The organism is Asanoa hainanensis, from assembly GCF_900188485.1.
GTDB classification, from domain to species: Bacteria; Actinomycetota; Actinomycetes; order Mycobacteriales; family Micromonosporaceae; genus Asanoa; species Asanoa hainanensis.
The window spans coordinates 79,501-102,539 of record NZ_FZPH01000011.1 but is presented as its reverse complement, the minus strand read 5'-3'; the positions used below and the strand labels follow the sequence as shown (position 1 = coordinate 102,539).

Genomic DNA, 23,039 nt, shown 5'->3' with positions numbered 1-23,039 from the left:
ACAAGGAGCGATGGATGGACATCGGTGTCGTCTTCCAGTGCGACCCGCCGGCCAGCGAGGTCGTGCGCCTCGCCAAGCAGGCGGAGACACTCGGTTTCAGTCACGTGTGGACGTTCGACTCGCACCTGCTGTGGGAAGAGCCGTTCGTCATCTACAGCCAGATCCTCGCCCAGACGTCCCGGGTGAAGGTCGGTCCGATGGTCACCAACCCGGGGACCCGCGACTGGACGGTGACGGCATCGCTGTTCGCCACGCTCAACGAGATGTTCGGCAACCGCACGGTGTGCGGCATCGGCCGGGGCGACTCGGCGTTGCGCACGCTGGGCTACAAGCCGACGACGCTCGCCGAGCTCCGCGAGTGCGTCACGCTGATCCGGGAGCTGGCGCACGGGCGGGAGGGCGACTACAAGGGCCGCCCGGTGCACTTCCCGTGGGTACGCGACGGGGAGCTGGAGATGTGGATCGCGGCGTACGGGCCGCGGGCGCTCGCGCTCGCCGGTGAGGTCGGCGACGGCTACATCCTCCAGCTCGCCGACCCCGACATCGCCGCCTGGATGATCAAGTCGGTGCGGGCCGCCGCCGAGCAGGCCGGTCGCGACCCGGACGCGATCACCTTCTGCGTCGCGGCGCCGGCCTACGTCGGCGACGACCTGGCGCACCAGCGCGACCAGACCCGCTGGTTCGGCGGCATGGTCGGCAACCACGTCGCCGACATCGTCGGCCGCTACGGCGAGTCCGGCGCGGTGCCGCAGGCGCTGACCGACTACATCCGCGGCCGGCAGGGCTACGACTACGCCGAGCACGGCCGGGCCGGCAACACGCACACGGACTTCGTACCCGACGAGATCGTCGACCGGTTCTGCCTGCTCGGTCCGGTCGAGGCGCACCTCGACAAGCTGCAGCAGCTGCGTGACCTGGGCGTCGACCAGTTCGCGCTCTACCTGCAGCACGACGACAAGGAAAACACCCTCCAGGCGTACGGAGAGAAGATCATCCCGGCCCTGGCATCGCGATGAACCGCCGGGGGCGGCTCGTCCTCGGCGCGCTGGGTGCCGTGGTGGTGGGTGTGCTGCTCTGGGAGGGCTACAAGGCGGTCGGGCCGGCCGATGGGCTGTCGCTCGCCGGCGCGCGGGTGCTGCCGCGCACCGACGACGCCGCCATGCCCCACATCGCGACGATCCTGTCCCGGTTCGCTGACCCCGAGCTGTCGGGCGGCGACCCGATCTGGCTCGTGGTGCTCCAGGCGTGCCTGTTCACGCTGCGCAGCGTCGCCCTCGGGTTCGTGCTCGGCGGCCTCGTCGGGCTGCTGCTCGCCGTGCTGATGCAGCGGCTGCGGATCGTCGAGCGCGGGCTGCTCCCGTACGTGATCCTCTCGCAGACCGTGCCCCTGATCGCGCTCGCGCCGGTCATCGCGGGCTGGGGCGGCCGGCTCTCGATCGGCTCGTACCCGTGGCAGCCCTGGATGTCCGTCACCGTGATCGCGATGTACCTGGCGTTCTTCCCGGTCGCCGTCGGCATGCTGCGCGGTCTCCAGTCGCCGGCGCCGATCGCCGAGGAGCTGATGCGCAGCTACGCCGCCGGGTGGTGGCAGACGCTGGTCAAGCTCCGCCTGCCGGCGTCGACCCCGTACCTGTTCCCCGCGCTGCGCCTCGCTGCCGCCGCGGCCGTCGTCGGAGCCGTGGTCGGCGAGATTTCCACGGGCACCCGTGGTGGTGTCGGTCGATTGGTGATCGAATACTCCCGGGAGGCCACCACGGATCCCGCCAAGGTCTTCACGGCGATGATCGGCGCCGCGGCCCTCGGGCTCGCGGTCGCCGCGGTCATCGGGTTCAGCGAGTTCCTGCTCCGCCGGCGGAGGGTGCGGGCATGACTGCCGTTGTCCTTGAAAGTGTGTCCAAGGTGTTCAACGCCGGCCGGCCCGACGAGGTCACCGCGTTGACCGGTGTCGACCTGACGGTCGAGCAGGGCGAGTTCGTCACGCTGATCGGGCCGTCCGGGTGCGGCAAGTCCACGTTGCTCCGGCTCGTCGGCGACCTCATCCAGCCGTCCACGGGCACGGTCACCGTGGCCGGCAAGCCGGCTCACACCGCCCGCGCCGACCAGGAATACGGGATCGCCTTCCAGCAGGCCGGCCTGTTCGAGTGGCGCACGGTGCAGCGCAACGTCGAGCTTCCGCTGGAGCTGCGCGGCACTTCCAAGCGTGAGCGGCGCGAACGGGCCCGCGAGATGCTCGACCTGGTCGGGCTGGGCGAGTTCGCTTCGCATTATCCGGCGCAGCTCTCGGGCGGCATGCAGCAGCGCGTCGCGATCGCCCGGGCGCTGGCCGTGCATCCGCCGCTGCTGTTGATGGACGAGCCGTTCGGCGCCCTCGACGAGATGACCCGCGAACGGCTCCAGGACGAGCTCCTGCGAATCTGCGCCAGCACCGGCACCAGCACGATCTTCGTGACCCACTCGATCCCCGAGGCCGTCTACCTCTCCGACCGGGTCGTGGTGATGTCGGCGCGGCCGGGCCGGATCACCGAGGTCGTCCCGGTCGACCTCGGCCCCCGCGGCGAGGCGACCCGGCAGTCGCCGGGCTTCTTCACCGGCATCACCAAGGTCCGGCGCGCCCTGCGCGGCGACGCCGTGCCCGCCGGCGCGACGTCATGACCACGGCCGTCGACCCGGTGGTCGCGGCCGACCCCACCGCGCCGGTCGTCACCCGCCGGCGCCGCGGGGGCCCGTGGTTGGCGGTCGTGCCGCCGCTGGTGGTCGGTGTCGCGGGGCTGCTGCTCTGGGAGACCGTCGTCAAGGTCGGCCGGGTAGCGCCCTACGTGCTCCCGGCCCCGTCGGCGATCGGCGAGCAGTTCTGGCAGAGCCGCGAGGTGGTCTGGCGCACCGGCCTGGCCAGCGGCGAGAACGCCCTGATCGGTTTGCTCGTCGGCGCGGCCGTCGGGCTGCTCGCGGCCATGGTCGCGGCCCGCTTCGCCTTCCTCGGCGAGGTATCCATCCCGGTGGCGGCGGCGCTGAACGCGCTGCCGATCATCGCCCTGGCACCCATCCTCAACAACATGTTCGACTCGACCAGCAGCGTGCCCCGACGCCTGGTGGTCGCGATAGTGGTGTTCTTTCCCGTGTTCGTCAACGCGTTACGCGGGCTGCGCGAGGTGGACCCGATCCACCGGGACCTGATGGCCAGTTACGCCGCGAGCGGCTGGACCGTCACCCGGCTCGTCCGCCTCCCCGCCGCCCTGCCGTTCGTCTTCACCGGTCTGCGCCAGGCGTCCTCCCTGGCGGTGATCGCGGCGGTGGTCGCGGAGTACTTCGGCGGGCTGCAGAACGGCCTGGGCTCCCGGATCACCTCGGCGGCGGCCAACACCGCGTACCCCCGTGCCTGGGCCTTCGTGCTCGGGGCGTGCGTGCTGGGTCTCGTCTTCTACCTGGTGGCCCTTCTCCTCGAACGGCTCGTTATGCCGTGGCGGAGGGTCTAGACACATACCGGAGGACCATTGTGAAGCGTACGAGAACCGCCCTTGCGATTCTGGCTTTGTCCACCCTGGTGCTTACCGCGTGCGGCACGGCCGACGAGCCCGCTGCTTCTTCGGGCAGCGGTGGCACCAAGAGCGTCAAGCTCCAACTCCAGTGGTTCGTGCAGGGCCAGTTCGCCGGCTACATCGCCGCGGCCGACCAGGGTTTCTACAAGGAGCAAGGCCTCGACGTCGAGATCCTCGAAGGCGGCGTCGACATCGTCCCGCAGACCGTGCTGGCCCAGGGCCAGGCCGACTTCGCGATCGCGTGGGTGCCCAAGGCGCTGGCCTCCCGCGAGCAGGGCGCCGGGATCACCAACATCGGCCAGATCTTCCAGCGCTCGGGCACGTACCAGGTCTCCTTCGCCTCCGCGCACATCACAAAGCCAGCTGATCTGCGGGGCAAGAAGGTCGGCAACTGGGGCTTCGGCAACGAGTTCGAGCTGTTCGCGGCGATGACCAAGGCCGGGCTCGACCCCGGCAAGGACGTCACGCTGGTGCAGCAGCAGTTCGACATGCAAGGGCTGCTGCGCAAGGACATCGACGCGGCCCAGGCGATGAGCTACAACGAGTACGCGCAGCTCCTGGAGGCGAAGGACCCGGCGACGGGCAAGCTCTACGACCCGTCGGCGTTCACGGTGCTCGACTGGAACTCGGTCGGCACCGCGATGCTCCAGGACGCCGTCTGGGCCAACACGTCGAAGCTGGAGTCCGACGCGTCCTACCAGGACACCGCGACGAAGTTCCTGGCCGCGTCGATCAAGGGCTGGGCGTACTGCCGGGACAACCCCGAGGCCTGCCGCGACCTGGTGGTCAAGCGCGGCTCGAAGCTCGGCGCGAGCCACCAACTCTGGCAGGTAAACGAGGTCAACAAACTGGTCTGGCCGGCCCCGTCCGGCGCCGGCATGATCGACGAGGCGGCCTGGAAGGCCACGGTCGACCTGTCGATGACCACGAAGAACGCGGACGGCCAGACGGTCCTCACCAAGGCACCGGAGGGCCTGGCCTACACGAACGACTACGTCCAGAAGGCCCTGGACACCCTGAAGTCGCAGGGCGTCGACGTCAACGGCGCCGGCTTCACCCCGAAGACGGTCACCCTCACCGAGGGCGGCGCCTGACCCTCGCCTGTCCTGGGCCGGGATCACGACCCGGCCCAGGACAGTGCGGCCCCGAGCGCCATCGACGCGCGTGAACTATGGTTGCGTGATCGCAACTATTTGCCCCGGAAGGGACGTCGATGGCTGGACGGCGCCTGGCCGACCGGTACGAGCTCGAGGAGGTGGTGGCCCGCGGCGGCATGGGCGTCGTCTGGCGGGCCCGTGACCTGCGGCTCGACCGGGCGGTGGCCGTCAAGCTCGTCTCGGTTTCCGCGTTGACCGACCCGACGGTGATCGAGCGGTTCGACCGCGAGGCCCGCACCGTGGCCCGGCTCAACCACCCGAACATCGTGGCGGTCTTCGACTTCGGAACCGACGACGGCGACTCCTACCTGGTCATGGAGTTCGTGGAAGGCCGCAGCCTGGCCGCGGTCATCGGTGACGGGCCGCTGCCGGTCGCCGAGGCCACGGCGGTCGCCGCCCAGGCCTGTGCGGGCCTGTCCGCCGCGCACGCCGCCGGGGTCGTCCACCGCGACGTCAAGCCGGCGAATCTCGTCCGGACGCACGCGGGCGTCGTGAAGATCTGCGACTTCGGCATCGCCCACCTGCAGCACGTGTCGGGCCAGGCCCGCCTGACGAGCACCGCGATCGCGATGGGCTCGACCAGCTACATGTCGCCGGAGCAGGTCAACGGCGATCCGGTCGACGCGCGGACGGACCTCTACGGGCTGGGCTGCACCATCCACGCCATGCTTACCGGCGCGCCGCCGTTCGTGGGAGTGACCCCGCTGTCCGTGGTGCACCAGCACGTCACCCAGTCACCGCCCGACGTACGAACGGCGCGCCCCGACGTGCCGGCGGCCCTCGCGCGCCTGGTCGACGAGCTGCTGGCGAAGTCGCCGGACGCCCGGCCGAGCGACGCCGACGCCGTACTGGCCCGGTTGGCCGGCGAACCGGCGACCTCGGCGCCGGACGTCCGGCCGAGCGGTGCCCTGCCGGCTCGGTTGTTCGACGAACCGGCAGCTTCGCCGTCGGACGGCCGTCCGGGCGCCGCGGGGTTGGCCCCGGTGGCCGACGACGCGCCGGCACCTCTCGCCGGCCCTCCCGCGCGGCGGCGCCGCCGGCGGGCCTGGGGCATCGCGGGCGTGGCCGCCGGAGCGGTGGCGGCAATCGCCCTGGCGTCGTTGCTCGCCGCCACCCGCGACGGCGGCCCGGACAGGGTCGCCGCGCCGCCGGCCGCGTCGGCCGCACCCGCGTCCGCGCCGGTGCCGGGACACACGAGCGCCTTGCGATCTCCCACCCCTTCGCGGTCGACACGGACGACCACAGCACCGGCTGCCCCGCCGTCTCCCACCAAACCGCGGCCGACACGGACGTCCCCGCCCGCTGTCGCGGTGGATCCGGTCACCGACCTGCGGCGGACCATCGACGCCCAGGTGGATGCCAGCCAGCTCAAGGCCAAGGAGGCGGCGGACCTCCACAAACGGGTCGACGACATCGCAGACCGGCTGGATCGCGACGCCCCGGACGCCCCCAGGAAGATCGGTGAGCTGCGGACCCGGCTGGCAGATCTCCGCCGCCAGGACAAACTGACGGAGACGGGCTATGCCGCCATCTCCCGTGCGGTTGACCGCCTTCCGCCAGCCACGGTGTGAGTGACGCGCGATCAGCGCTGGGGCCGAGAGCGTGGGATGGCGGACCTGCCGGCCGGTGATGGGGGTCGCCGGCCGGCAGGGTGCGGGCGCCGAGCTGCCCAGCCGGCGGTCCGCTGTGGATCGCGGGCGGGTTCGCCTAAGGCGCCAACCCGGAAGCGAGCCGCCGCGTTCCATGCGTCAACTTATTCCAACTGGTTCCATCTGGTCAACGTCCAATCTCAACTTGTTGCAACAAGATGACATGACAAGCCTCGATGTGGTGGACTCGCGGTGGCCAACCGGAAAGCGAGCTCCATCGTGGAACCCACCACTTCATATCGCCATATTCTCGACGACCTCGTCCGCCGGATCGAGAGCGGCGAGCTCGCGCCCGGCGAGAAGCTGCCCTCGACCGTGCGCCTCGCCGCCGACTACAGCGTCAGCATCTCCACGATCCACCGGGTCACCACAACCCTGGAGGACCGCGGCCTGATCCGCGGTGTCCCGGGCAAGGGGCGGTACGTCCGCTCCTGAACCGGCGTCCCACAACCCGGGATAACCTACTAACTCAGTAGGCTTAGTGGGTTATCGTGTCCACCATGTTCCTGTCCTCTGACCTGCTCAGCGTCGCCCGGCGGTTCGCCGGCGACCCGGCCGCCTGGTCGGTCGCTCCTCGATTCGACCCCGACGAGCGGTGGTACCACCGGATCGCCGCCACGCCGGAGCACGAGGTCTGGCTGCTCACCTGGCTGCCCGGCCAGCACACCGACCTGCACGACCACGGCGGCGCGAGCGGCGGCTTCACCGTCGTCTCCGGCACCCTGACCGAGGAGACCGTCAGCCGCGGCGCGCTGCGCGCCCGGCCGCTCGCGCCCGGCGCCGGCCGTCGGTTCGGCCCGCACTACGTGCACCGCGTCAGCAACCTCGGCCCCGACCCGGCGATCAGCGTCCACTGCTACGCGCCGGAACTGCGTAGCATGACCCGATATGACCTGACCGACGACGGCGTCCTGCGGGTCGCCGACGTGGCACGCGCGGGGGTGGCCTGGTGAGCCGTTCGATCGACGACATCCTGGAAGCGGCACGCGAACGACTGAACCGGCTCGACCCGGAGCCCGCCCACGTGGCCGCCCGCTCCGGCGCCGTGCTCGTCGACACCCGCCCGGTCGGGCAGCGCGAGGCGACCGGCACGATCCCCGGCGCGCTGGTCATCGACCGCAACGTGCTGGAGTGGCGCCTCGACCCGCGGTGCGACGCGCGGCTGCCGATCGCCGACTCGTACGACACGCACTACATCCTGTTCTGTCAGCAGGGCTACTCGTCCTCGCTGGCCGCCGCCTCGTTGCAGGACCTCGGCCTGCACCGGGCGACCGACCTCGCCGGCGGCTTCCTCGCCTGGCTCGCGGCCGGTCTGCCCGTCCTGCAACCCGGCGCACCGACCCGGCCCACCCCCCAGCTCGTCGGCGCACACCCCAGGGAGGAACCATGACCGTGGCAATCCCGAGCCAGCGGACGGCACCCGAGGTCTGGATCGATGTCGCGGCGCGGCAGGTGATCCGCGGCGGCCGCGAGGTGCCCCTGACCCGGCTCGAGTTCGACCTGCTGGTCTTCCTCGCGCGCCACCCTCGCCGGGTCTTCACCCGCGACCACCTGCTGCGCAGCGTCTGGGGCTACGCGATCGCGGGCCCCCGCTCGGTCGACGTCCACATCAGACGGTTGCGCGGCAAGCTGGTCACCCCGGTGGTGCGCACCATCTACGGCGTCGGCTACCGGCTGGAGGACGAGGCTCCGATCACCGTGGTGGCCGACTAGGACAGCAGGTCCACCAGCTCCTGGGCGTTGCGCTGCGCGTAGTCGCTGTAGCAGTTGTTCATCAGCACGTGGGTCTCGTCGGCGTCAGCGGCCAGGCGCCGCAGCTTCGGGGCCCATTGCGCCATCTCGCGCTTCGAGTACTCGTACCCGAACTTCTCGTAGATGTTCTTGCTCGTCCACTTGGCACTGTGCCCGTGGAAGCGCATCACCGCCAGCTCCGCGGTGGCCTCCAGGATCGGCGGGACGGAGGAGCGGTGGCCCTGTGGCATGTCGACGGCGACGTACGGCAGATGGTGCTGGCGCAGGAACTCCAGCGTCTCCGCCCGGTTGTCGCCCTCGAACCACGACGCGTTGCGGAACTCGAACACCGGCCGCAGGGGCTTGACCCGGTCGCGGACCTCGATCAGGAAGTTCTTGTTGGACCGCCGGATGCCGAACCACGGCGGGAACTGGAACAGCAGCGCGCCGAGCTTGCCCGCTGACACGAGCGGGTCCAGCGCCGACAGGAATCGGGCCCAGACCTCCTCGTACGCCTGCGGCTCGAGGTCCTTGGGGTAGACGTTGGTCTTGTCGGTCTCGGGCCGCAGGTCCTTGAAGATCGAGCTGACCTTGGTCGGATGACCGGTCAGGAGGCTGTACGCCTTGACATTGAACGTAAAACCCGCAGGAGTGCGCGCCGCCCACAACGCCGCGGTCTGCTCGGCCGGCGGAGCGTAATAGGTCGCGTCGACCTCGACCAGCGGAAACTTCCCCGCGTAGTAACCCAGCCGCTTCTCAGGGGTGTCCGAGCCCGGCGGATACCACCCGGACTCCAGGAGCGTCTTGTCGGTCCACGAGGCCGTGCCGACCTTGATGTCGCCCACACCAACGAGACTAGGCCGCCCGGCGCTCCCGCGTCTGCTTGCAGGCCACGCACGAGGTCGCCGCCGGGAAGATCTCCAGCCGCTCGACCGGAATCGGGGCGGCGCAGGTCTCGCAGGCGCCGTAGCTGCCCGCGGCCAGCCGGGACAACGCGTGCTCGTACTGCGAACGGCGTTCGTCGATGACACCCAGCACCGACCGGAACGTGTCGTGCTCGGCGGCCTTCGAGCCGCTGTCGGCCTGGTCGTCGCCGGCCGTGTCGCGCGCCTCGACCAGGCGGAGCAGCAGGCCCCGCTCGCGCTCGGCCTCGTACTCGGCGGTCAGCTCGTCCACCCGGGCCTGCAGGGTGAGCCGGATCTGCTCGGCTCGGGTCGCGTCCTCGATCAACATGGCGGCCGCCCTTCCAGGTGGTGGAGGTGGAGGTGCGGGCGAGTACCCATCATGCCCGAAGGTCAAACCGCTCATTCATTTCACTCGCGTTCACTCGCGCTCGACCAGGGCCGGATGGAGTGGATCGTCGGCGCGCACCACCACGTCGGCCCAGCCGGCCGGGTCGACCTCGTCCGCGTACCGCCGCCAGGCCGGCAGCGTCCATGCCCAGTCCGCCGGGGTCCGCCGGGCCAGCGCGCCCGGCGACACCACGAGATGGACGGTCACGTCGAAGGCCAGCGCGCCGCCGAGCAGGAAACCACCCGTGACCAGCACCGCGGCGGTCGGCTCCAGCGGCTCGTAGCCGGCCCGGCTCGCCCGGTCGGTCGCCGGGTCCCACAGCGACGGCAGGATCCGCCCGGTGCCGCCGGGCCCGGCCGGGTCGAGCACCTCGCGCCGCAGCCCGGGCTCGTCGAGCCAGTCCGTGTAGAACGCGTCGGGGTTGGTCCGGCCCTGTTCGAAGCGCAACGACGCGGCCCGGAGGAACCCGTTCGCGGGTACGACACGCGCCGGCCGCCCCCGCAGCCGCAGCTCGTCGACCAGCACGGATGCCAGCGGGCCCGGCCCGGCCAACGGGTTGTCTGAAACGGCGGTCGACAGCGGAGAGGCACCAGCCGGCGGCGGGCCGTCCAGCGCGACCCGGATCCGGCCCTCCGGAGAGGCCGACGCGATCCGCGATGCGAGACCGTCGACGAACAGTTCCGGAGTGATCGGCCGCACACGCACCCGCCCATGATGCCCTGGCACCGGCAGGATGTCCGGCATGCGGGCCGTGCTGACCGGGTTCGCCGGGATCTGGCTGGTGACGCTGGCCGGCTACCTGGCGGGCCGTTTCGGCGTCCTCGGCCCGGACGCGACCACGCTGCTCGCCCGCCTGGTCTTCTACCTCGCCGCACCGGCCCTGCTCTTCTCGACGCTGGCCACCTCCAGCCTCGACAAGGTGTTCACCCCGGCGCTGGCCGTCTTCGTGCTCAGCACGCTGGTGGCGGCGGCGCTCTACGTGGCCGTCACCCTGCCGAGACGGCCGGCGGCCGAGGTGACCATCGGTGCGCTCTGCGCGTCGTACGTCAACGCCGGCAACCTCGGCCTGCCCATCGCCGCGTACGTGCTCGGCGACGCCTCTCTGGTCGTACCCGTGCTGCTCTTCCAGCTCCTGATCGCGACCCCGACGGGCCTGGCCGTGCTGGACGTGACCGCGGCCGGCCACCGCCCCGCGCCGCTGCGGCTGCTCTCCGCGCCGCTGCGCAACCCGATCAGCGTCGCCTGCCTCTGCGGCCTGGTGGTGGCTGCCGCCGGCTGGCGCCTGCCGCCCGAGGTGCTCCGCCCGTTCGACCTGGTCGGCGGGGCAGCCGTGCCGCTGGCCCTGATCGCCCTCGGGCTCGCGCTGCGCGGCAGCCGCCCGTTCGCCGGCGGCCCGGACGCACCCCAGCGCTATCTCGCCGTCGGCCTCAAGGTCGTCGTGCAGCCCACCGTCGCCTGGGCGATCGGCCACTTCCTGTTCCACCTCGACGGCCACGCGCTGCTCGCCGCCGTTGTGCTGTCGGCCCTGCCCAGCGCCCAGAACCTCTTCGTGTACGCCACCCGCTACGACCGCGCCACCGGCCTGGCCCGGGACGCCATCGTGCTGTCCACCCTCGCCGCCGTACCCGCTTTGGTGATAATTGCTGCCCTGCTCACGTAACGGGTTTGCTAGGGTCCCGCCCGTGACGGTTACCCCTGCCGACGTGACCACTGTCGTGGCTTTGCTCCGCGCGACCTTGCGTGACGTGCCCGACGACGCCTGGGACGTGCCGGCCGGCGCGCTCACCTGGACGTGCTGGGAGACCATCGAGCACACCGCGGACGACCTGTTCGCGTACGCGATGCAGATCGGCCCGTCCGACCCGCCCACCGACACCCACGTACCGGCCGGCTGGCGGTACCTGCGCGAGGGCGGCCCCGCCCTGACCATCTTCGTCGACCGCGCCGCCGGCACCCTCGGCCTGCTGCGGGTGCTGGACGGCTGCGGCGCCATGCTGGCCGGCGTCGTCGCCGGTGCGCCCGCCGACCGTCTCTCCCACCACGCGTACGGCATCAGCGACCCGGAGGGCTTCGCCGCGATGGGCGTCGTCGAGACCGTCGTGCACGCCCACGACGTGGCGACCACCCTGGGCCTGCCCTGGCAGCCGCCGGCCGAGCTGTGCGAGCGGGTCATCGAGCGGCTGTTCCCGGACCTGCCGGAACACCCGGACCCGTGGGAGCGGCTCCTGTGGGCGACCGGCCGGATCGCGCTGCCCGGCCACCCGCTGCGTGACTCGTGGCGCTGGGACGGCCGGCCCGTTACGCTGCGCGGATAGCGTGCAGGCATGCTCACCGCCCGCCCCGCCAGCACGTGGCGCAACACCTACGAGCTCGCGCTCGACGGCCGACCGCTGACGACCTGGCAGGCCTCGCTCTGGAAGCAGGGCGGGAAGTGCACGTTGGACGGTCACGACTACCAGATCAGCTCCAACACCTGGGGCACCCGGCACACGATGGTCGACGGGAACGGCGACGAGGTCGCGGTGGCCGACAAGGTCGGCCGCAAGAAGTGGACCGTGACGTACGGCGGCCAGACCTACCAGTTCCGCTGGCGCTCGATGTGGAGCCAGCAACAGGATCTCTACGTGGGTGACCAGGGGGTCGGCTACGCGCGGCGCCCGAGCGCCTGGCGGCGCGACGTGGAGCTCGACCTGCCGGGCATGCCGACACCGGCACAGGTCTTCGTGGCCGGCGTCGTGATCGCGATGTGGGACGCCCAGGCCGCGGCTATGGCCTAGAGCTCGGTGAGAGCGCGCAGGGCGGTGACCGTGGCGTAGCCCTCGGCCAGCGCGGCGAGGTCCGTTCCCGGCACGAGCTTCTCGCCGGACTCCTCCAGCGCGGTCCGGACGAAGCCTTCGCCGGACTCCACGACGGTCATCTGCACCTGCCCGAAGGCGGCGAGCGACGCCCGCCGTACCCCGCGCAACCGCGAGGCCGGCAGGTCGGGCACGTTGACGTTGAGCACCACGCCGGCGGGCGCGGCCAGCAGCTCGTCGACGAGGTCCACCGCGGTCGCGGCGGCGGTGTGCCAGTTGCGGCGGGCCTCGTCGGCCGCGGTCATCCGCATCACCGCTCCGCCGCTGGCGGTCGTCGCCGCCGACGCCGACAGGATGTCCAGTGAGACGGCCATGGCCCGGCACCCCGCCGCCGAGGCGGTCAGCGCCGCGCCGACCGTGCCCGAGTGCAGCACCGCGCGGCCGGCGTTCGCGCCCCGGTTGATCCCGGACACCACCAGGTCCGGTGGCGGGCCGACGGCACCCCGCAGGCCCAGCAGCGTGATGTAGGCGGGCGAGCCGGCGATCGCGTACCCCGGCACGCCGTCGACGTCGCGGCGCTCGAGCAGCACCCGGCCGTCGTCCTCGGTCGCGGTCAGGGCGGCGCTCGTGCCGCTGGAGTCGACCCGTGGCGCGGCGACCACCGTGTCGAGGCCCCGGGCCGCCAGCGCCGCGGCGAGCACCCGGATGCCGACGGCGTCGATGCCGTCGTCGTTGGTGACCAGGACCCGCGGGCTCATGGCGTACGCGAGGGGGTCAGTCCCGTGGCCGCCGCGACGCGCGCGAACACCACCGCGTCGGCCACGGCCGCGCCGCCGTGGTCGTTGTTGAAGTACACGTACGCGTCGCCGAACGCGTCCTTCAGCCGCCCCGCCCAGGTACGCAACGCGCTGCGCCCGTACCGCGGCCGGGGTGTCGCCCGTCCTTCGTGGAATCTCAGGTAACCCCAGTCGGTGGTGCGCCACAACGGCGTCGTCGGGCGGCCGAGCCGGTCGGCCCACACCAGCGCGGCGTGGTGTCTTTCCAACACCGCCCGGACCTCCTCGGCCCACCAACTCGCATGCCGGGGCTCGACCGCGACCCGGACCCCACGCGGAAAGCGGGCCAGCACGTCGTCGAGTGCGCCGGGATCCGCCTTCAGGTTGGGTGGAAGCTGGACCAGCACCGGTCCGAGCCGGTCGCCGAGCCCCGCCGCGTGGTCCAGGAAGCGCTGCACCGGCTCCGCGGGGTCCTTGAGACGCCTGATGTGGGTGAGGTAGCGGCTCATCTTGACCCCCACGCTGAAGTCGTCGGGCGTGCGCTCCCGCCACTGAACGAAGGTGTCCCGCTCCGGCAGCCGGTAGAAGGCGTTGTTGATCTCCACCGTGGCGAACCGGGCCGCGTAGTACTCGATCCAGGCCCGCTGCGGCAGCTTCTCGGGGTAGAAGGGGCCACGCCAGTCCCGGTACTGCCAACCCGAGGTGCCGACGAGGATCACGGGTCCTGACTTACCCCCGATTCCCGCACGCAGGCCCGTCCGGACCGGTCATTCTGGGGTTACAGGTGATCGTTCGACGGGTAGGGGAGCGGTGGAAACGCCCCTCCACCCGGGGCGTCACGAGCGCGAGGGGGCTACTCATGACACTCGACGACGACGACATGGCCACGAGCGGAGCCAGCAGCACGGAAGGCCCGGCGGACGGCGGCACCAACCCGTCCGGTCACGACGGCGGCGCGGACGGCAGTGCGGAGGGCCCGGCGGACGGCGGCACCAACCCGTCCGGTCACGACGGCGGTGCCGACGGCAGCGCGGAGGGGGTCGCCGACGGCGGCACGAACCCGCAGGGCCACGACGGTGGCGCGGACGGCAGCGCCGAGGGTCCGGCGGACGGCGGGACCAACCCGCAGGGTCGCGACGGCGGTGCGGACGGCGGTGCCTGAGGGAGCCGCGGCCGACGGGGTTGTGCCGGGTGGTGCGCGCCGCCCGGCCTTCGCCCGTTGCGTCAGCGTGGACGCGGCCAAGTTCGCCGGCGCGTACTGGGGGCGGGCGCCGTTGCTGTCCCGGGCTTCCGAGCTCGACGGCGCGGACGGCTTCCGCGACCTGCTGTCCCCGTCGGACGCCGACGAGCTGCTGAGTCGCCGGGGCCTGCGGGTCCCGTTCCTGCGGGTCGCGAAGGACGGGGCCCTCGTGCCGCCCGGCCGCTACACCGGCGGCGGGGGAGCGGGCGCCGAGATCGACGACCAGATCATCGACGAGAAGATCATGGCTTTGTACGCCGAGGGCGCGACCCTGGTCTTCCAGGGGCTCCACCGCACGTGGCCGCCGCTGATCGCGTTCGCGGGCGAGCTCGGCTCGGCCCTCGGCCAGCCGCTGCAGATCAACGCGTACCTGACGCCGGCCGGCAACCAGGGCTTCTCGACCCACTACGACACCCACGACGTCTTCGTGCTCCAGGTAGACGGCCGCAAGCGCTGGCGCGTCCACCCACCCGTGCTCGCGGACCCGCTGGAGCGCCAGGCGTGGGGCGGCCGGGCCGAGGAGGTCTCCGCGACGGCGGCCGGCGAACCGGCGCTGGACGTGGTCCTGGAGCCCGGAGACGCGCTCTATCTGCCCCGGGGCTGGCTGCACAGCGCCGCCGCCCAGGACGACTCGTCGCTGCACATCACGATCGGGATCCGGGCCCTGACGCGGTACGCCCTGGTCGAGGCCCTGCTCGCGGAGGCGGCCGAGGACCCGCGCCTGCGGGCGACGCTGCCGTACGCCCTCGACGTCAGCGACCAGGACCAGCTCGAACCGGAGCTCACCGAGACGGTCGAGGCGCTGCGGTCCTGGCTGGAGACGGCGTCACCGGCGGCGGTCGCCGAGCGCCTGCGCCGCCGGTCGTGGCCGGCCGCCCGCCCGGCCCCGCTGCGGCCCCTGGCCCAGGCCGCGGCCCTGTCGTCGCTGGCCGCGGACTCCCACATCGTGCCGCGCCGGGGGCTGCGCTGGCGGTTGGAGCCGGACGGCACCGAAAAGCTCCGGCTGCGCCTGACCGACCGGGCGGTGACGTTCCCGGCGGGGTGCACGGCGGCGCTGACCGCCTTCCTGGACGGCTCCGTGACCCGCGTGGGTGACCTGCCGGGCCTCGACGACGAGGAGTCGTGCCTGGTCCTGGCCCGCCGCCTGCTGCGCGAGGCCGTGGCGGTGCCGGGCTAGCCGGCCCAGAACTCCTTGATCACGTCGGCGGTCCTTGGTGCGAAGAGCGGCGCGAGGTGACCGGCTCCCGATAGGACGACGTCGCGCCCGTCGGGAATCCGGGCCGCCCACGCCTTCGTGTCGTCCGGTGTGCACAGTGGATCGTCGGCACCCGTGGCCATCAGCGTCGGCGCCTTGATGGCGGCGAGTCGGTCGGTGGCGTCCGGCCGGTCCAGGCTGATCGAGCGGATGGCCTGGCGCATGCCGGCGCGGTCGGCGCGGACGAACGCCGCCTTCACCGTGGCGGTGGCCTCGGTGTCCGGGAATCCCTTGCCCAGCAACACATCCGCGAGAATCCCGGCGACCGGGCGCGGGCCGGCCAGGCGGTGCAGCGCGCGCAGCAGGCGCACCGAGCGCCGGTCGGCGGGCGACAGCGCGGTGATCGGCGACGCGATGGTGACCAGGCTCGCGCAGAGGTCCGGATGTGCGGAGGCGAAGAAGACCCCGACGTGGCCGCCCCAGGCGTTGCCGATCCAGTCGACGGGCGTGGAGATGGCGAGTGCGGCCAGGACCTCGCGGGCAGCGTCGGCGCAGTCCGTCAGGGTGAACGGCCCGGGCGCCGCGCCACTGCGGCCGTGTCCGGGGCCGTCGATCAGCACGAGGGTCCGTTCCTTGGCCAGGTCGGGGCGGAGCCGGCCCCAGGTCGCCCCGTCGACGAACAGGCTGTGCCAAAGCACCGCCGGGGGACCGGACCCTTCGACCTCGACGTGCAGCCGCCCCACCCGGGTCGTCACGGTCGCCATTCCCGCCTCCAAGGGGATTTACTTCGGTTACCTAAGCTTCGGCTTCCGAAGTATTATCCGTCCGTGAAGCCGACGTCAAGCGACCTGCCCACCGACCGGGCCGCCATCGGACAGCTCCTGGTGCGCCTCCTGCGGCAGTTCCGGGCCGAGATGTTCGAACCGGCCGCGGAATCGGGCTACGGCGACTTACGCGAGCCGCATCTACAGATCTTCGGCAACATCTACGGCGGCGCCCGGCTGACCGACCTCGCCGCCCGGGCGCAACTGAGCCTGGCCGCGACGTCAGAGCTGGTGAACGACCTGCAACGGCTGGGCTACCTCGAACGCCAGCCGGACCCGGCCGACGGCCGCGCCAAGCTGATCGTCCCGACCGCACGGGGGCGGGCCGCCCTGTCGGACGCGGGCGACCGGGTCGCGGAGATCGAGCAGCACTGGGGAGACGTGATCGGCCAGGCCCGCTTCGCCGAGGCCTGCCGCGCACTGCAGGACCTGCTGGACACCTTGGAGAAGTGAGGTAGCGCGGGGCGACGATCCTGGTGCTCATGGACGATGACGGACTGTCGCGGTGGTTCTCCGGCCTCGACCTCGGGTGGCTGGGTCCCGCGTCCGAGCGGCTGACAGCGGCGGTGTCGGCGCTGCCCGAAACAGTGGTGATCGACGGCGCGACGGTGCGGATCGGGACCTTCCTGAACCGTAACTTCATGCCCATCTCGCCGCCCGACGGAAAGCCCATGCTCGCCGGCGTCAGGGTCCGGGCTGACCCCGCCGTCCTGCCGTCGTTGCGGGCCGAGCTGATCGCGGTCATCTGCGGCGCGGAGGTCTGGGTTTCTCACCTGGTCGAAGAGACCGCCCGGATTCCCGACGGGTCTGAATTCGAGGCGGTCGGCCGCAACGGCCCGAAATGGAAGCCGGGACAGCCGGCCGACGTAGTCGTGTGCCTGCGCGACGGTGTCGCGGGCCGGCACCTCGTGCGCGTCCCGCACCAGGTGATCAGCCGGTCCAGCTAGGCCCTGTTTCGTGTCTGGGGCCGGGCTGCGGCGGACTCGCCTCAACCCCAGATACGAATCAAGGCCTAGGGCGACGGGTCGGGCTGGATTGACCGGCCCGACCCGGGACGCTCAGGCGGCCACGATCCGGGAGGTGCCGGCCGCGACCGCGTACGACGCCTGCGTGCGTACCGGCGACCGCCTGGTCTCGATCGAGTCGACGGTCCGGACGTCGGTGCGCCAGCCGTGCCGGTCCACGGTGCACCGCAGGTAGCCGCGCTTCAGGCCGTCGAAGTACTTGACGTGCGGGTTCAGCAGCGGGTTGGCCGCCTTGACCGGGGCGTCGAACGCGGCCGGGAAGTCGGAGCTGATCGAGGTCGAGACGAACTCGACGGCGACCGGCGGGACGTCGAGCCGGTCGAAGTCGCGGTGCAGCTCGCTGAACCAGGTCGAGTGGATGTCGCCGGCCAGCACGACGGGGTTGGCCACCCGGTGGTCGGCGAGCACGCCGAGCAGGCGCTCGCGCTGCGGCGCGTACCCGTCCCACTGGTCGAGGTTCGCCATCGTCGGCGGTACCAGCGCCGGGTTGGGCAGCAGGGTGCGGCTCATCATCACCTGCTGGGCGACGACGTTCCAGCGGGCCGGCGAGCCGATCAGGCCGGAGGTCAGCCAGCGCTCCTGGTCGCGGCCGGTCAGCGTGCCGGACGTGTTGCCGAGCCCGGCCTCCACCGGCCCGAAGTCCGCGGTGCCCGGCTGGTCGGTGCGGTACTGCCGGGTGTCGAGCATGTTGAGGCGCAGCAGCCGGCCGAAGTCGAAGCGGCGGAAGATGCGCAGGTCCGGGCTGCCCGGGCGCAGGTTCGCGCGGATCGGCATGTGCTCGTAGTACGCCTGGTACGCGGCCGCCCGCTGCTTGGCGAACTGGGCCGCCGTCTGGTGCGCGGCGCCGCTGTCGAGCTCGTCGACCAGCGCCGCGTAGTTGTTCTCCGTCTCGTGGTCGTCCCAGGTGACCACCCACGGGAAGGCCGCGTGCGCCGCCCGCAGTGCCGGGTCGGTCTTGTACTGCGCGTGCCGGTTGCGGTAGTCGCTCAGCGTCCGGAGCTGGTCGAGCCCCGGCGTCTCCGGCGCGACGTGCCTGCGGTCGGGGAAGCGGCTGCTCGGGTCGTACTCGTAGATGTAGTCGCCCAGATGCACGACCAGGTCCAGATCCTCATTGGACAACGCGTCGTACGCCGGCCAGTAGCCGTTCTGGAAGTCCTGGCAGTTGGCGATCGCGAACCGCAGCGAGCGCGGGTCCGCCCACGGCTCCGGCGCGGTGCGGGTGCGGCCGACCGGGCTCACCTCGCCCAGCGCCTTGAACCGGTAGAAGTATTCGCGGCCCGGCTCGAGCCCGCCGGCGTCGACGTGCACCGAGTGGGCGAGCTCCGGACGGGCCAGCGTCGTGCCGCGCCGCACCACGCGCCGGAAACGCTCGTCGGTGGCCACCTCCCAGCCCACCTCGACCGTCCGCCGGGACAGGCCGCCGGGCGCGTACAGGTCGCGGGCGAGCCGGGTCCACAGGATCACGCTGTGCGCGGTCGGGTCGCCGCTGGCGACGCCGAGGGGGAAGGGCTCGGCGGTGTCGTGCGCGGCGGCCGGCGATCCGGTCGCTACAACGGCCCCGGCGGCGACCGCCGAAGCGAGCACCTGCCGGCGGCTGACGGTGAACTCGGACAACGGTCCTCCAGGTGGTCCAGGTTGGACCACCGAGCCTTCGCGACCCGGGTTGCCGTCAATCGACCGGCGGCCGGACGCCCGATGGCCAACGCTCGATGAACTGGTTCGCCTGCCGGCGGCTGCTGAGGACCACCAGGTGTGCGTGCCGTCCGTGCTCGCGCAGCAGCCTCGTCACCCGGGGGGGCATCCGCCGCCGGTACGCGATGACGTACCGGATGAAGCCCCAGGTGATCCGGCCGGTCTCGCGGCGCCAGCGACGTTGCGCGATGCCCCACAGGCAGGTGGTCGCGGGCAGGTCGAGGAAGACGACCGTGTCGGCGGCGGCCAGCCGGATCGGCAGTGTGCCCGCGTAGTTCCCTTCGATCACCCACCGCGGCGCGGCAACGAGGGCACGCTGCCGCGCCGCGAAGTCGTCCGGAGAGGCCGGCCGCCACCGCTCGTCGTAGTAGACGCCGTCGAGGTGCGTCAGCGGCGCGGCGACGATCCGGGCCAACTCCCGGGCGAGCCGGGTCTTCCCGCTTCCTCCGCAGCCGATGACGACGACCCGGTCCATCTCGTCAGCCGAGCGGGCGCTGGGGCCAGGTCATCGGATCGGTGGGTTCCCCGACCGGATCGAGGCCCTCCACGATCGCCGCCGCGTCCGCCTCACCTCCCCTCTGATAGAGGGCCCAGGCGGTCAACCGGGGGAGGAGGGTGCGCTCCTTCGTCTGGGCGCTCGACAGGATCCGGCCGCTCGGCTCCGTCGCCGTCACATCGGGCGGTCCCGGCTCGTCAGGCCCCAACGTGGGCAACAGCGACGGCGGGCGGCTCCCGGACGGCGGCGCGGCAGGCCCGGTCGACTCCAGCACGGGCGGCGGCGTGGCAGGCCCGGTCGGCTCCACCACGGGCGGAGCCGTGCCGTAGTCGACCTCGACCAGCCGGTCACCCTGCACCAGCAACAGGGCGCCGTGCCGGCTCTCCGCACCCGGCTCCACGACCACGATCGAGCCGGAGCAAGTGACCAGGCGGCCGCCGGGTGGCACGAACGTCATCCGGAACGGTGCCGAGCACGCCGTGGTCGCGTCGAGCCGCACCGCGTTCGCGAACTCCACCAGGTCGGCCACGTCCACCACCGTGGACCGCTCCGGCGGGGTGCCGCCCGTGAGCGACTGGAAGCCGTCGGCCCTGAGCGTGACCTGCACGGTCAGGCCCTCCGCCGGATGCCAGGTGAGCCACTGGTTGGTGCCCCAGTCGAAGTGCTCCTGCTCCACTACGGCCGGATGGCCGTCGACGACCGCGGACGTGGTCTCGTTGGGCACCGACGCATTGTCGTTCTCACCGCGGTCGGCGCCCCGCCACATGGTCACCGTGCCGGAGACGACGACGTCGCCGGTCACCATCTGCACCCTGACCTGCTCGACCGCTTCCCGGGCCGACCAGCCCACGGCCTGCACCGGCCACGGTGCCCACGGCACCGCGAACCGCAGCACGGTCGGGTCAGTGCCGACGAGGTCGGGCCGGTCCGCGGCGCCCGCCTGGCCGGCCGCGTCCGGCAGCGCCGGCATGGCGTCCCAGCCGATGCGGGGGTTGCCAGGTTGTGGATCTTGACCGGGACCGATGGCGAGCAGGGACGCCGCCACGACGCCGGCCAGCCCGGCGCAGGCCACCGCGTAGCCACCCTGCCGGCGGCGCCGCGCCCGGGCCCGACCAGCGGCGAGCGTGGCGGCCAGCAGCGCGTCGGCGTCGACGGGCCGGTCGGCGCGCTCGTGCAGGACCCCGGCGAGTCGGTCCTCGATCGTCATCGCTTGCTCCTCGTGGGCATGGTCTCGGGGAAGCCGGCGTCGCCGACGGTCGCGCGGAGGGCCGCGAGGCCGCGCATCACGTGCGTCCGGACGGTGACGGCGGAGCACCCGAGGATCTCGGCGATCGCGACGTCGTCCAGATCTTCGTAGTAGCGCAGCACCAGCGCCGCCCGTTGCCGCCCTGGCAACGCGGCCACCAACTGCCAGAGCGCGTCGCGGTCGGCCCCGTCGAGCGGGGGGTCCGTGGTGGCCACGGGTCTGACCTCCGGCACGGACACCTCGTGCCGCCGGGCCGCCCGCCGCCACCACGAGTTGCGGGCGTTGACGAGCATGCGGCGCACGTAGCGGTCGGGATCGTCGGCGCTCACGATCCGGCCCCACCGCTGGTAGGCCTTGGCCAGCACGTCCTGCACCAGGTCGTCGGCGCGATGGTCGTCGTCGACCAGCAACCGGGCCAGCCGGACCAGGGCGGGCCCCCGGGCGAGCACGTACTCCTCGAACGTCACGCTGAACAGACGTCGATGCCGCGGGCTTCGTTGACAAGCGGGAAGAACTTTCCGCGGCGTACGATCGGTCGCGCGATGGACTACGACGAGATCTACCGACACGGCGCGGCGCCCTGGGAGATCGGCGGCCCGCAGCCGGCCCTGGCGGCGGTGCTCGACCGCGGTGTCGGCGGCCCGCGCGTGCTGGACCTCGGCTGCGGCACCGGTGAGCTCGCCCTCGCGCTGGCCCGCCTGGGCCTCGACGTGACCGGCGTCGACATCTCTCCGGTGGCGATCGACCTGGCCCGGGCCAAGGCGGCCGACGCCGGCCTGGCGATCCATTTCGAGGTCGACGACGCCACGAGCCTCCCGGCGGCCGAGTTCGACGCGATCTTCGACTCCGGCCTGCTGCACAACCTGCACCGCGAAAACGCGGACGCCACCGCTGCCTACCTCGCGCTGCTGCCGACCCTCGCGGCCCCGGCCGCGACCCTGCACGTGCTGGGCGTCTCGGCGGCGGCCGGCGGCGACTGGACCATGACGGAGGAGTTCCTGCGCGCGACCTTCGCCGAGCCGACCTGGACCGACACGCGGGTCACCGACATCGAGGTGTTCGCGACGGTCGACGGCGCGGACCTGACGATGCCCGGCTTCCTCCTGACCACTGTGCGCAAGCCGCCGTCCGTCGGCTGACCCGGTGGAGCGTTCGTTGCGGGTCGGCGACGTGCCGGCGGTGCTCTGGATGCCGTCCTACCCGGACCCGCGTCCGTTGGTCCTGTTGGGCCACGGCGGCAGCGGGCACAAGCGCAGCGAGCGCGTCGTGGAGCTGGGCCGCTGGTTCGCGGAGCGGGCCGGCTGCGCGGCGGTGGCGATCGACGGCCCGTACCACGGTGATCGGGTGCCGAGCCCGCTGACGACGGCGGAGTACCAGGCCCGCGTCGTCGCCGAGGGCATCGAGACCGTGCTCGACCGGATGACCGACGACTGGCTGACGACATTGGACGTCATCGGCGCGGAAGGCCTCGCGGACGTCTCGCGGGTCGGCTATCTCGGCCTGTCCATGGGCACCCGGTTCGGCCTTCCGGTCGCGGCCGCCCTGGGAGACCGGCTGCGCTGTGCCGTGCTCGGCAAGTTCGGCCTGCGCCAGGAAATGGCCCCGGGCATGGCGGCACCCGGGAGGGTGGCCCGCGACGCCGCCCGGCTCACGGCCCCGGTCCTCTTCCACGTCCAGTGGCACGACGAGCTCTTCCCACGGGACGGCCAGCTGGCCCTGTTCGACCTGCTGCCGTCGTACGACAAGGAACTGATCGCCTTTCCCGGCCCCCACGGCGAGACCAGACCCGAAGCCGTCACCCGCTGGCGCGAGTTCGTCGTCAGGCACCTCACCTCCCCATAACGTGCCAACAAGCAGCACGCCAGGGACGGTCTTGAGAGCACGCGAGCATCGTCATTGATGAATCGACCAATGTGGATCGTCACCGTACTCACCGCCATCGTGGGAGCCGCGCTCCTGCCTGGCTCGGCCGTCGCGTCACCGGCCGCGGGCGGAGCCGGCAGCTCCTACTGCGCGCCGGCCTGGCCCGGCACCGACTTCTACGCCGCCGGCCGGGTCGGCTCGGAACGCGTCACCGTCCCGACCTCCGGCTGCAGCACCATCTCGGTCTCCCAGATCCGCGACGTCCGCGACCCGAACGACCGCTGCCAGACGTTCCTGGTGGCCATGCTGCCCCGCGACGGCGGCGACCCCACCTACACCGACCCGGTGCGGGCCTGCTCCTCGCCGCCGCAGAAGCGCACGGTGCTGGCAACCAACGTGCCCGACGGCACCGTCTTCTTCGTGCTCTACGAGGTCGACTACATCGTTCCCGAACCGCAGCAGGTCCGGTTCACGGTCTGGCGCTGACCCAGGAAAGGAGCCGCCCGCCGACCATTGGTGAC

The 23,039-nt window shown here is 72.2% G+C and carries 30 protein-coding genes; 20 read left to right on the top strand and 10 right to left on the bottom strand.

Annotation, left to right across the window (positions count from 1 at the left end; all coding sequences use genetic code 11):
* The first annotated feature begins 14 nt into the window (after window positions 1-14).
* From CHC05_RS25140 to CHC05_RS25095, 10 genes are all read left to right on the top strand, one after another.
* The gene (locus CHC05_RS25140; RefSeq protein WP_089253028.1) at window positions 15-1,016 is read left to right on the top strand and encodes a TIGR03842 family LLM class F420-dependent oxidoreductase; all 1,002 of its coding nucleotides are present in this window, start codon (window positions 15-17) and stop codon (window positions 1,014-1,016) included.
* Window positions 1,013-1,870, top strand: a complete 858-nt coding sequence (locus CHC05_RS25135) for an ABC transporter permease (protein ID WP_089253027.1) — start codon at window positions 1,013-1,015, stop codon at window positions 1,868-1,870. Before CHC05_RS25140 ends, CHC05_RS25135 begins: the two co-directional genes overlap by 4 nt.
* Window positions 1,867-2,652 carry an ABC transporter ATP-binding protein gene (locus CHC05_RS25130; protein ID WP_089253026.1) on the top strand — a complete coding sequence of 262 codons (786 nt, stop codon included), beginning with the start codon at window positions 1,867-1,869 and terminating at the stop codon, window positions 2,650-2,652. The genes CHC05_RS25135 and CHC05_RS25130 overlap by 4 nt, the downstream gene beginning before the upstream one ends.
* Complete coding sequence (locus tag CHC05_RS25125; protein WP_089253025.1) at window positions 2,649-3,473, top strand: ABC transporter permease; 825 nt, start codon at window positions 2,649-2,651, stop codon at window positions 3,471-3,473. The genes CHC05_RS25130 and CHC05_RS25125 overlap by 4 nt, the downstream gene beginning before the upstream one ends.
* 56 nt (window positions 3,474-3,529) lie before the next feature.
* Window positions 3,530-4,630, top strand: coding sequence for an ABC transporter substrate-binding protein (locus tag CHC05_RS25120; RefSeq protein ID WP_245871209.1), 1,101 nt, complete (start codon window positions 3,530-3,532; stop codon window positions 4,628-4,630).
* Window positions 4,631-4,749: 119 nt separating this feature from the next.
* Window positions 4,750-6,264, top strand: coding sequence for a serine/threonine-protein kinase (locus CHC05_RS25115; RefSeq protein WP_089253023.1), 1,515 nt, complete (start codon window positions 4,750-4,752; stop codon window positions 6,262-6,264).
* 297 nt (window positions 6,265-6,561) lie between these two features.
* Window positions 6,562-6,777: a winged helix-turn-helix domain-containing protein gene (locus CHC05_RS25110; protein WP_245871208.1), complete on the top strand. Its 216-nt coding sequence runs from the start codon at window positions 6,562-6,564 to the stop codon at window positions 6,775-6,777.
* A 65-nt stretch (window positions 6,778-6,842) separates the two neighbouring features.
* Window positions 6,843-7,295, top strand: coding sequence for a cysteine dioxygenase (locus CHC05_RS25105; RefSeq protein WP_089253022.1), 453 nt, complete (start codon window positions 6,843-6,845; stop codon window positions 7,293-7,295).
* A complete protein-coding gene (locus CHC05_RS25100) occupies window positions 7,292-7,732 on the top strand; it encodes a rhodanese-like domain-containing protein (RefSeq protein ID WP_089253021.1) in 441 nt (146 codons plus the stop codon). Before CHC05_RS25105 ends, CHC05_RS25100 begins: the two co-directional genes overlap by 4 nt.
* Window positions 7,729-8,055, top strand: coding sequence for a winged helix-turn-helix domain-containing protein (locus tag CHC05_RS25095; RefSeq protein WP_089253019.1), 327 nt, complete (start codon window positions 7,729-7,731; stop codon window positions 8,053-8,055). Before CHC05_RS25100 ends, CHC05_RS25095 begins: the two co-directional genes overlap by 4 nt.
* On the opposite strand, the gene CHC05_RS25090 is transcribed toward CHC05_RS25095, so the two are convergent.
* From CHC05_RS25090 to CHC05_RS25080, 3 genes are all read right to left on the bottom strand, one after another.
* Entirely contained in the window at window positions 8,052-8,918 is an 867-nt protein-coding gene (locus CHC05_RS25090; protein ID WP_089253017.1) for a DUF72 domain-containing protein, read from the bottom strand. The genes CHC05_RS25095 and CHC05_RS25090 overlap by 4 nt on opposite strands.
* A 10-nt stretch (window positions 8,919-8,928) precedes the next feature.
* Window positions 8,929-9,306, bottom strand: a complete 378-nt coding sequence (locus tag CHC05_RS25085; protein ID WP_089253014.1) for a TraR/DksA family transcriptional regulator — start codon at window positions 9,304-9,306, stop codon at window positions 8,929-8,931.
* A 90-nt stretch (window positions 9,307-9,396) separates the two neighbouring features.
* Window positions 9,397-10,071, bottom strand: coding sequence for a nucleoside/nucleotide kinase family protein (locus tag CHC05_RS25080; RefSeq protein ID WP_089253012.1), 675 nt, complete (start codon window positions 10,069-10,071; stop codon window positions 9,397-9,399).
* Between the two features lie 37 nt (window positions 10,072-10,108).
* Between CHC05_RS25080 and CHC05_RS25075 the strand changes: the two genes are divergently transcribed.
* The 3 genes from CHC05_RS25075 to CHC05_RS25065 are packed head-to-tail and all read left to right on the top strand — an operon-like array spanning window position 10,109 to window position 12,143.
* On the top strand, window positions 10,109-11,026 hold the full coding sequence (locus CHC05_RS25075) for an AEC family transporter (RefSeq protein WP_089253181.1): 918 nt from the start codon (window positions 10,109-10,111) through the stop codon (window positions 11,024-11,026).
* Window positions 11,027-11,048: 22 nt separating this feature from the next.
* On the top strand, window positions 11,049-11,681 hold the full coding sequence (locus tag CHC05_RS25070) for a DinB family protein (RefSeq protein WP_089253010.1): 633 nt from the start codon (window positions 11,049-11,051) through the stop codon (window positions 11,679-11,681).
* 9 nt (window positions 11,682-11,690) lie between these two features.
* Complete coding sequence (locus tag CHC05_RS25065; RefSeq protein ID WP_089253008.1) at window positions 11,691-12,143, top strand: hypothetical protein; 453 nt, start codon at window positions 11,691-11,693, stop codon at window positions 12,141-12,143.
* On the opposite strand, the gene surE is transcribed toward CHC05_RS25065, so the two are convergent.
* Together surE and CHC05_RS25055 are read right to left on the bottom strand one after the other, a co-directional pair.
* A complete protein-coding gene (gene surE / locus CHC05_RS25060; protein ID WP_089253006.1) occupies window positions 12,140-12,919 on the bottom strand; it encodes a 5'/3'-nucleotidase SurE in 780 nt (259 codons plus the stop codon). The two genes, CHC05_RS25065 and surE, sit on opposite strands and share 4 nt — an antisense overlap.
* Window positions 12,916-13,656 (bottom strand): DUF72 domain-containing protein, encoded by a 741-nt coding sequence (locus CHC05_RS25055; RefSeq protein WP_089253004.1) that lies wholly within the window; start codon window positions 13,654-13,656, stop codon window positions 12,916-12,918. The genes surE and CHC05_RS25055 overlap by 4 nt, the downstream gene beginning before the upstream one ends.
* Before the next feature lie 140 nt (window positions 13,657-13,796).
* Here CHC05_RS25055 and CHC05_RS25050 point away from each other — a divergent pair, with 140 nt between their 5' ends.
* Together CHC05_RS25050 and CHC05_RS25045 are read left to right on the top strand one after the other, a co-directional pair.
* On the top strand, window positions 13,797-14,099 hold the full coding sequence (locus CHC05_RS25050) for a hypothetical protein (protein ID WP_089253002.1): 303 nt from the start codon (window positions 13,797-13,799) through the stop codon (window positions 14,097-14,099).
* The gene (locus CHC05_RS25045) at window positions 14,092-15,354 is read left to right on the top strand and encodes a cupin domain-containing protein (protein WP_245871207.1); all 1,263 of its coding nucleotides are present in this window, start codon (window positions 14,092-14,094) and stop codon (window positions 15,352-15,354) included. Before CHC05_RS25050 ends, CHC05_RS25045 begins: the two co-directional genes overlap by 8 nt.
* On the opposite strand, the gene CHC05_RS25040 is transcribed toward CHC05_RS25045, so the two are convergent.
* Window positions 15,351-16,136 (bottom strand): alpha/beta fold hydrolase, encoded by a 786-nt coding sequence (locus CHC05_RS25040; protein ID WP_089252998.1) that lies wholly within the window; start codon window positions 16,134-16,136, stop codon window positions 15,351-15,353. The genes CHC05_RS25045 and CHC05_RS25040 overlap by 4 nt on opposite strands.
* 63 nt (window positions 16,137-16,199) lie before the next feature.
* Here CHC05_RS25040 and CHC05_RS25035 point away from each other — a divergent pair, with 63 nt between their 5' ends.
* Together CHC05_RS25035 and CHC05_RS25030 are read left to right on the top strand one after the other, a co-directional pair.
* A complete protein-coding gene (locus tag CHC05_RS25035) occupies window positions 16,200-16,649 on the top strand; it encodes a MarR family winged helix-turn-helix transcriptional regulator (protein WP_218824674.1) in 450 nt (149 codons plus the stop codon).
* A gap of 29 nt (window positions 16,650-16,678) precedes the next feature.
* Entirely contained in the window at window positions 16,679-17,143 is a 465-nt protein-coding gene (locus CHC05_RS25030) for a hypothetical protein (protein ID WP_089252996.1), read from the top strand.
* A 111-nt stretch (window positions 17,144-17,254) separates the two neighbouring features.
* Here CHC05_RS25030 and CHC05_RS25025 read toward each other — a convergent pair whose 3' ends face one another.
* From CHC05_RS25025 to CHC05_RS25010, 4 genes are read right to left on the bottom strand one after another with little or no spacing between them, the layout of a single operon-like run.
* Window positions 17,255-18,835 (bottom strand): alkaline phosphatase D family protein, encoded by a 1,581-nt coding sequence (locus tag CHC05_RS25025; RefSeq protein ID WP_245871206.1) that lies wholly within the window; start codon window positions 18,833-18,835, stop codon window positions 17,255-17,257.
* A 55-nt stretch (window positions 18,836-18,890) separates the two neighbouring features.
* Complete coding sequence (locus CHC05_RS25020) at window positions 18,891-19,388, bottom strand: P-loop NTPase family protein (protein ID WP_089252994.1); 498 nt, start codon at window positions 19,386-19,388, stop codon at window positions 18,891-18,893.
* Window positions 19,389-19,392: 4 nt separating this feature from the next.
* Window positions 19,393-20,616, bottom strand: coding sequence for a hypothetical protein (locus tag CHC05_RS25015; protein ID WP_089252992.1), 1,224 nt, complete (start codon window positions 20,614-20,616; stop codon window positions 19,393-19,395).
* Window positions 20,613-21,122, bottom strand: coding sequence for a SigE family RNA polymerase sigma factor (locus CHC05_RS25010; RefSeq protein WP_089252990.1), 510 nt, complete (start codon window positions 21,120-21,122; stop codon window positions 20,613-20,615). Before CHC05_RS25010 ends, CHC05_RS25015 begins: the two co-directional genes overlap by 4 nt.
* A 75-nt stretch (window positions 21,123-21,197) precedes the next feature.
* On the opposite strand from CHC05_RS25010, the gene CHC05_RS25005 reads away from it, so the two are divergent.
* The 3 genes from CHC05_RS25005 to CHC05_RS24995 are packed head-to-tail and all read left to right on the top strand — an operon-like array spanning window position 21,198 to window position 23,004.
* Window positions 21,198-21,794 (top strand): class I SAM-dependent methyltransferase, encoded by a 597-nt coding sequence (locus CHC05_RS25005; RefSeq protein WP_089252988.1) that lies wholly within the window; start codon window positions 21,198-21,200, stop codon window positions 21,792-21,794.
* 4 nt (window positions 21,795-21,798) lie between these two features.
* Window positions 21,799-22,497 (top strand): dienelactone hydrolase family protein, encoded by a 699-nt coding sequence (locus CHC05_RS25000; RefSeq protein ID WP_144022756.1) that lies wholly within the window; start codon window positions 21,799-21,801, stop codon window positions 22,495-22,497.
* A 57-nt stretch (window positions 22,498-22,554) separates the two neighbouring features.
* Window positions 22,555-23,004, top strand: coding sequence for a hypothetical protein (locus CHC05_RS24995; protein ID WP_144022755.1), 450 nt, complete (start codon window positions 22,555-22,557; stop codon window positions 23,002-23,004).
* Window positions 23,005-23,039 lie beyond the last annotated feature (35 nt).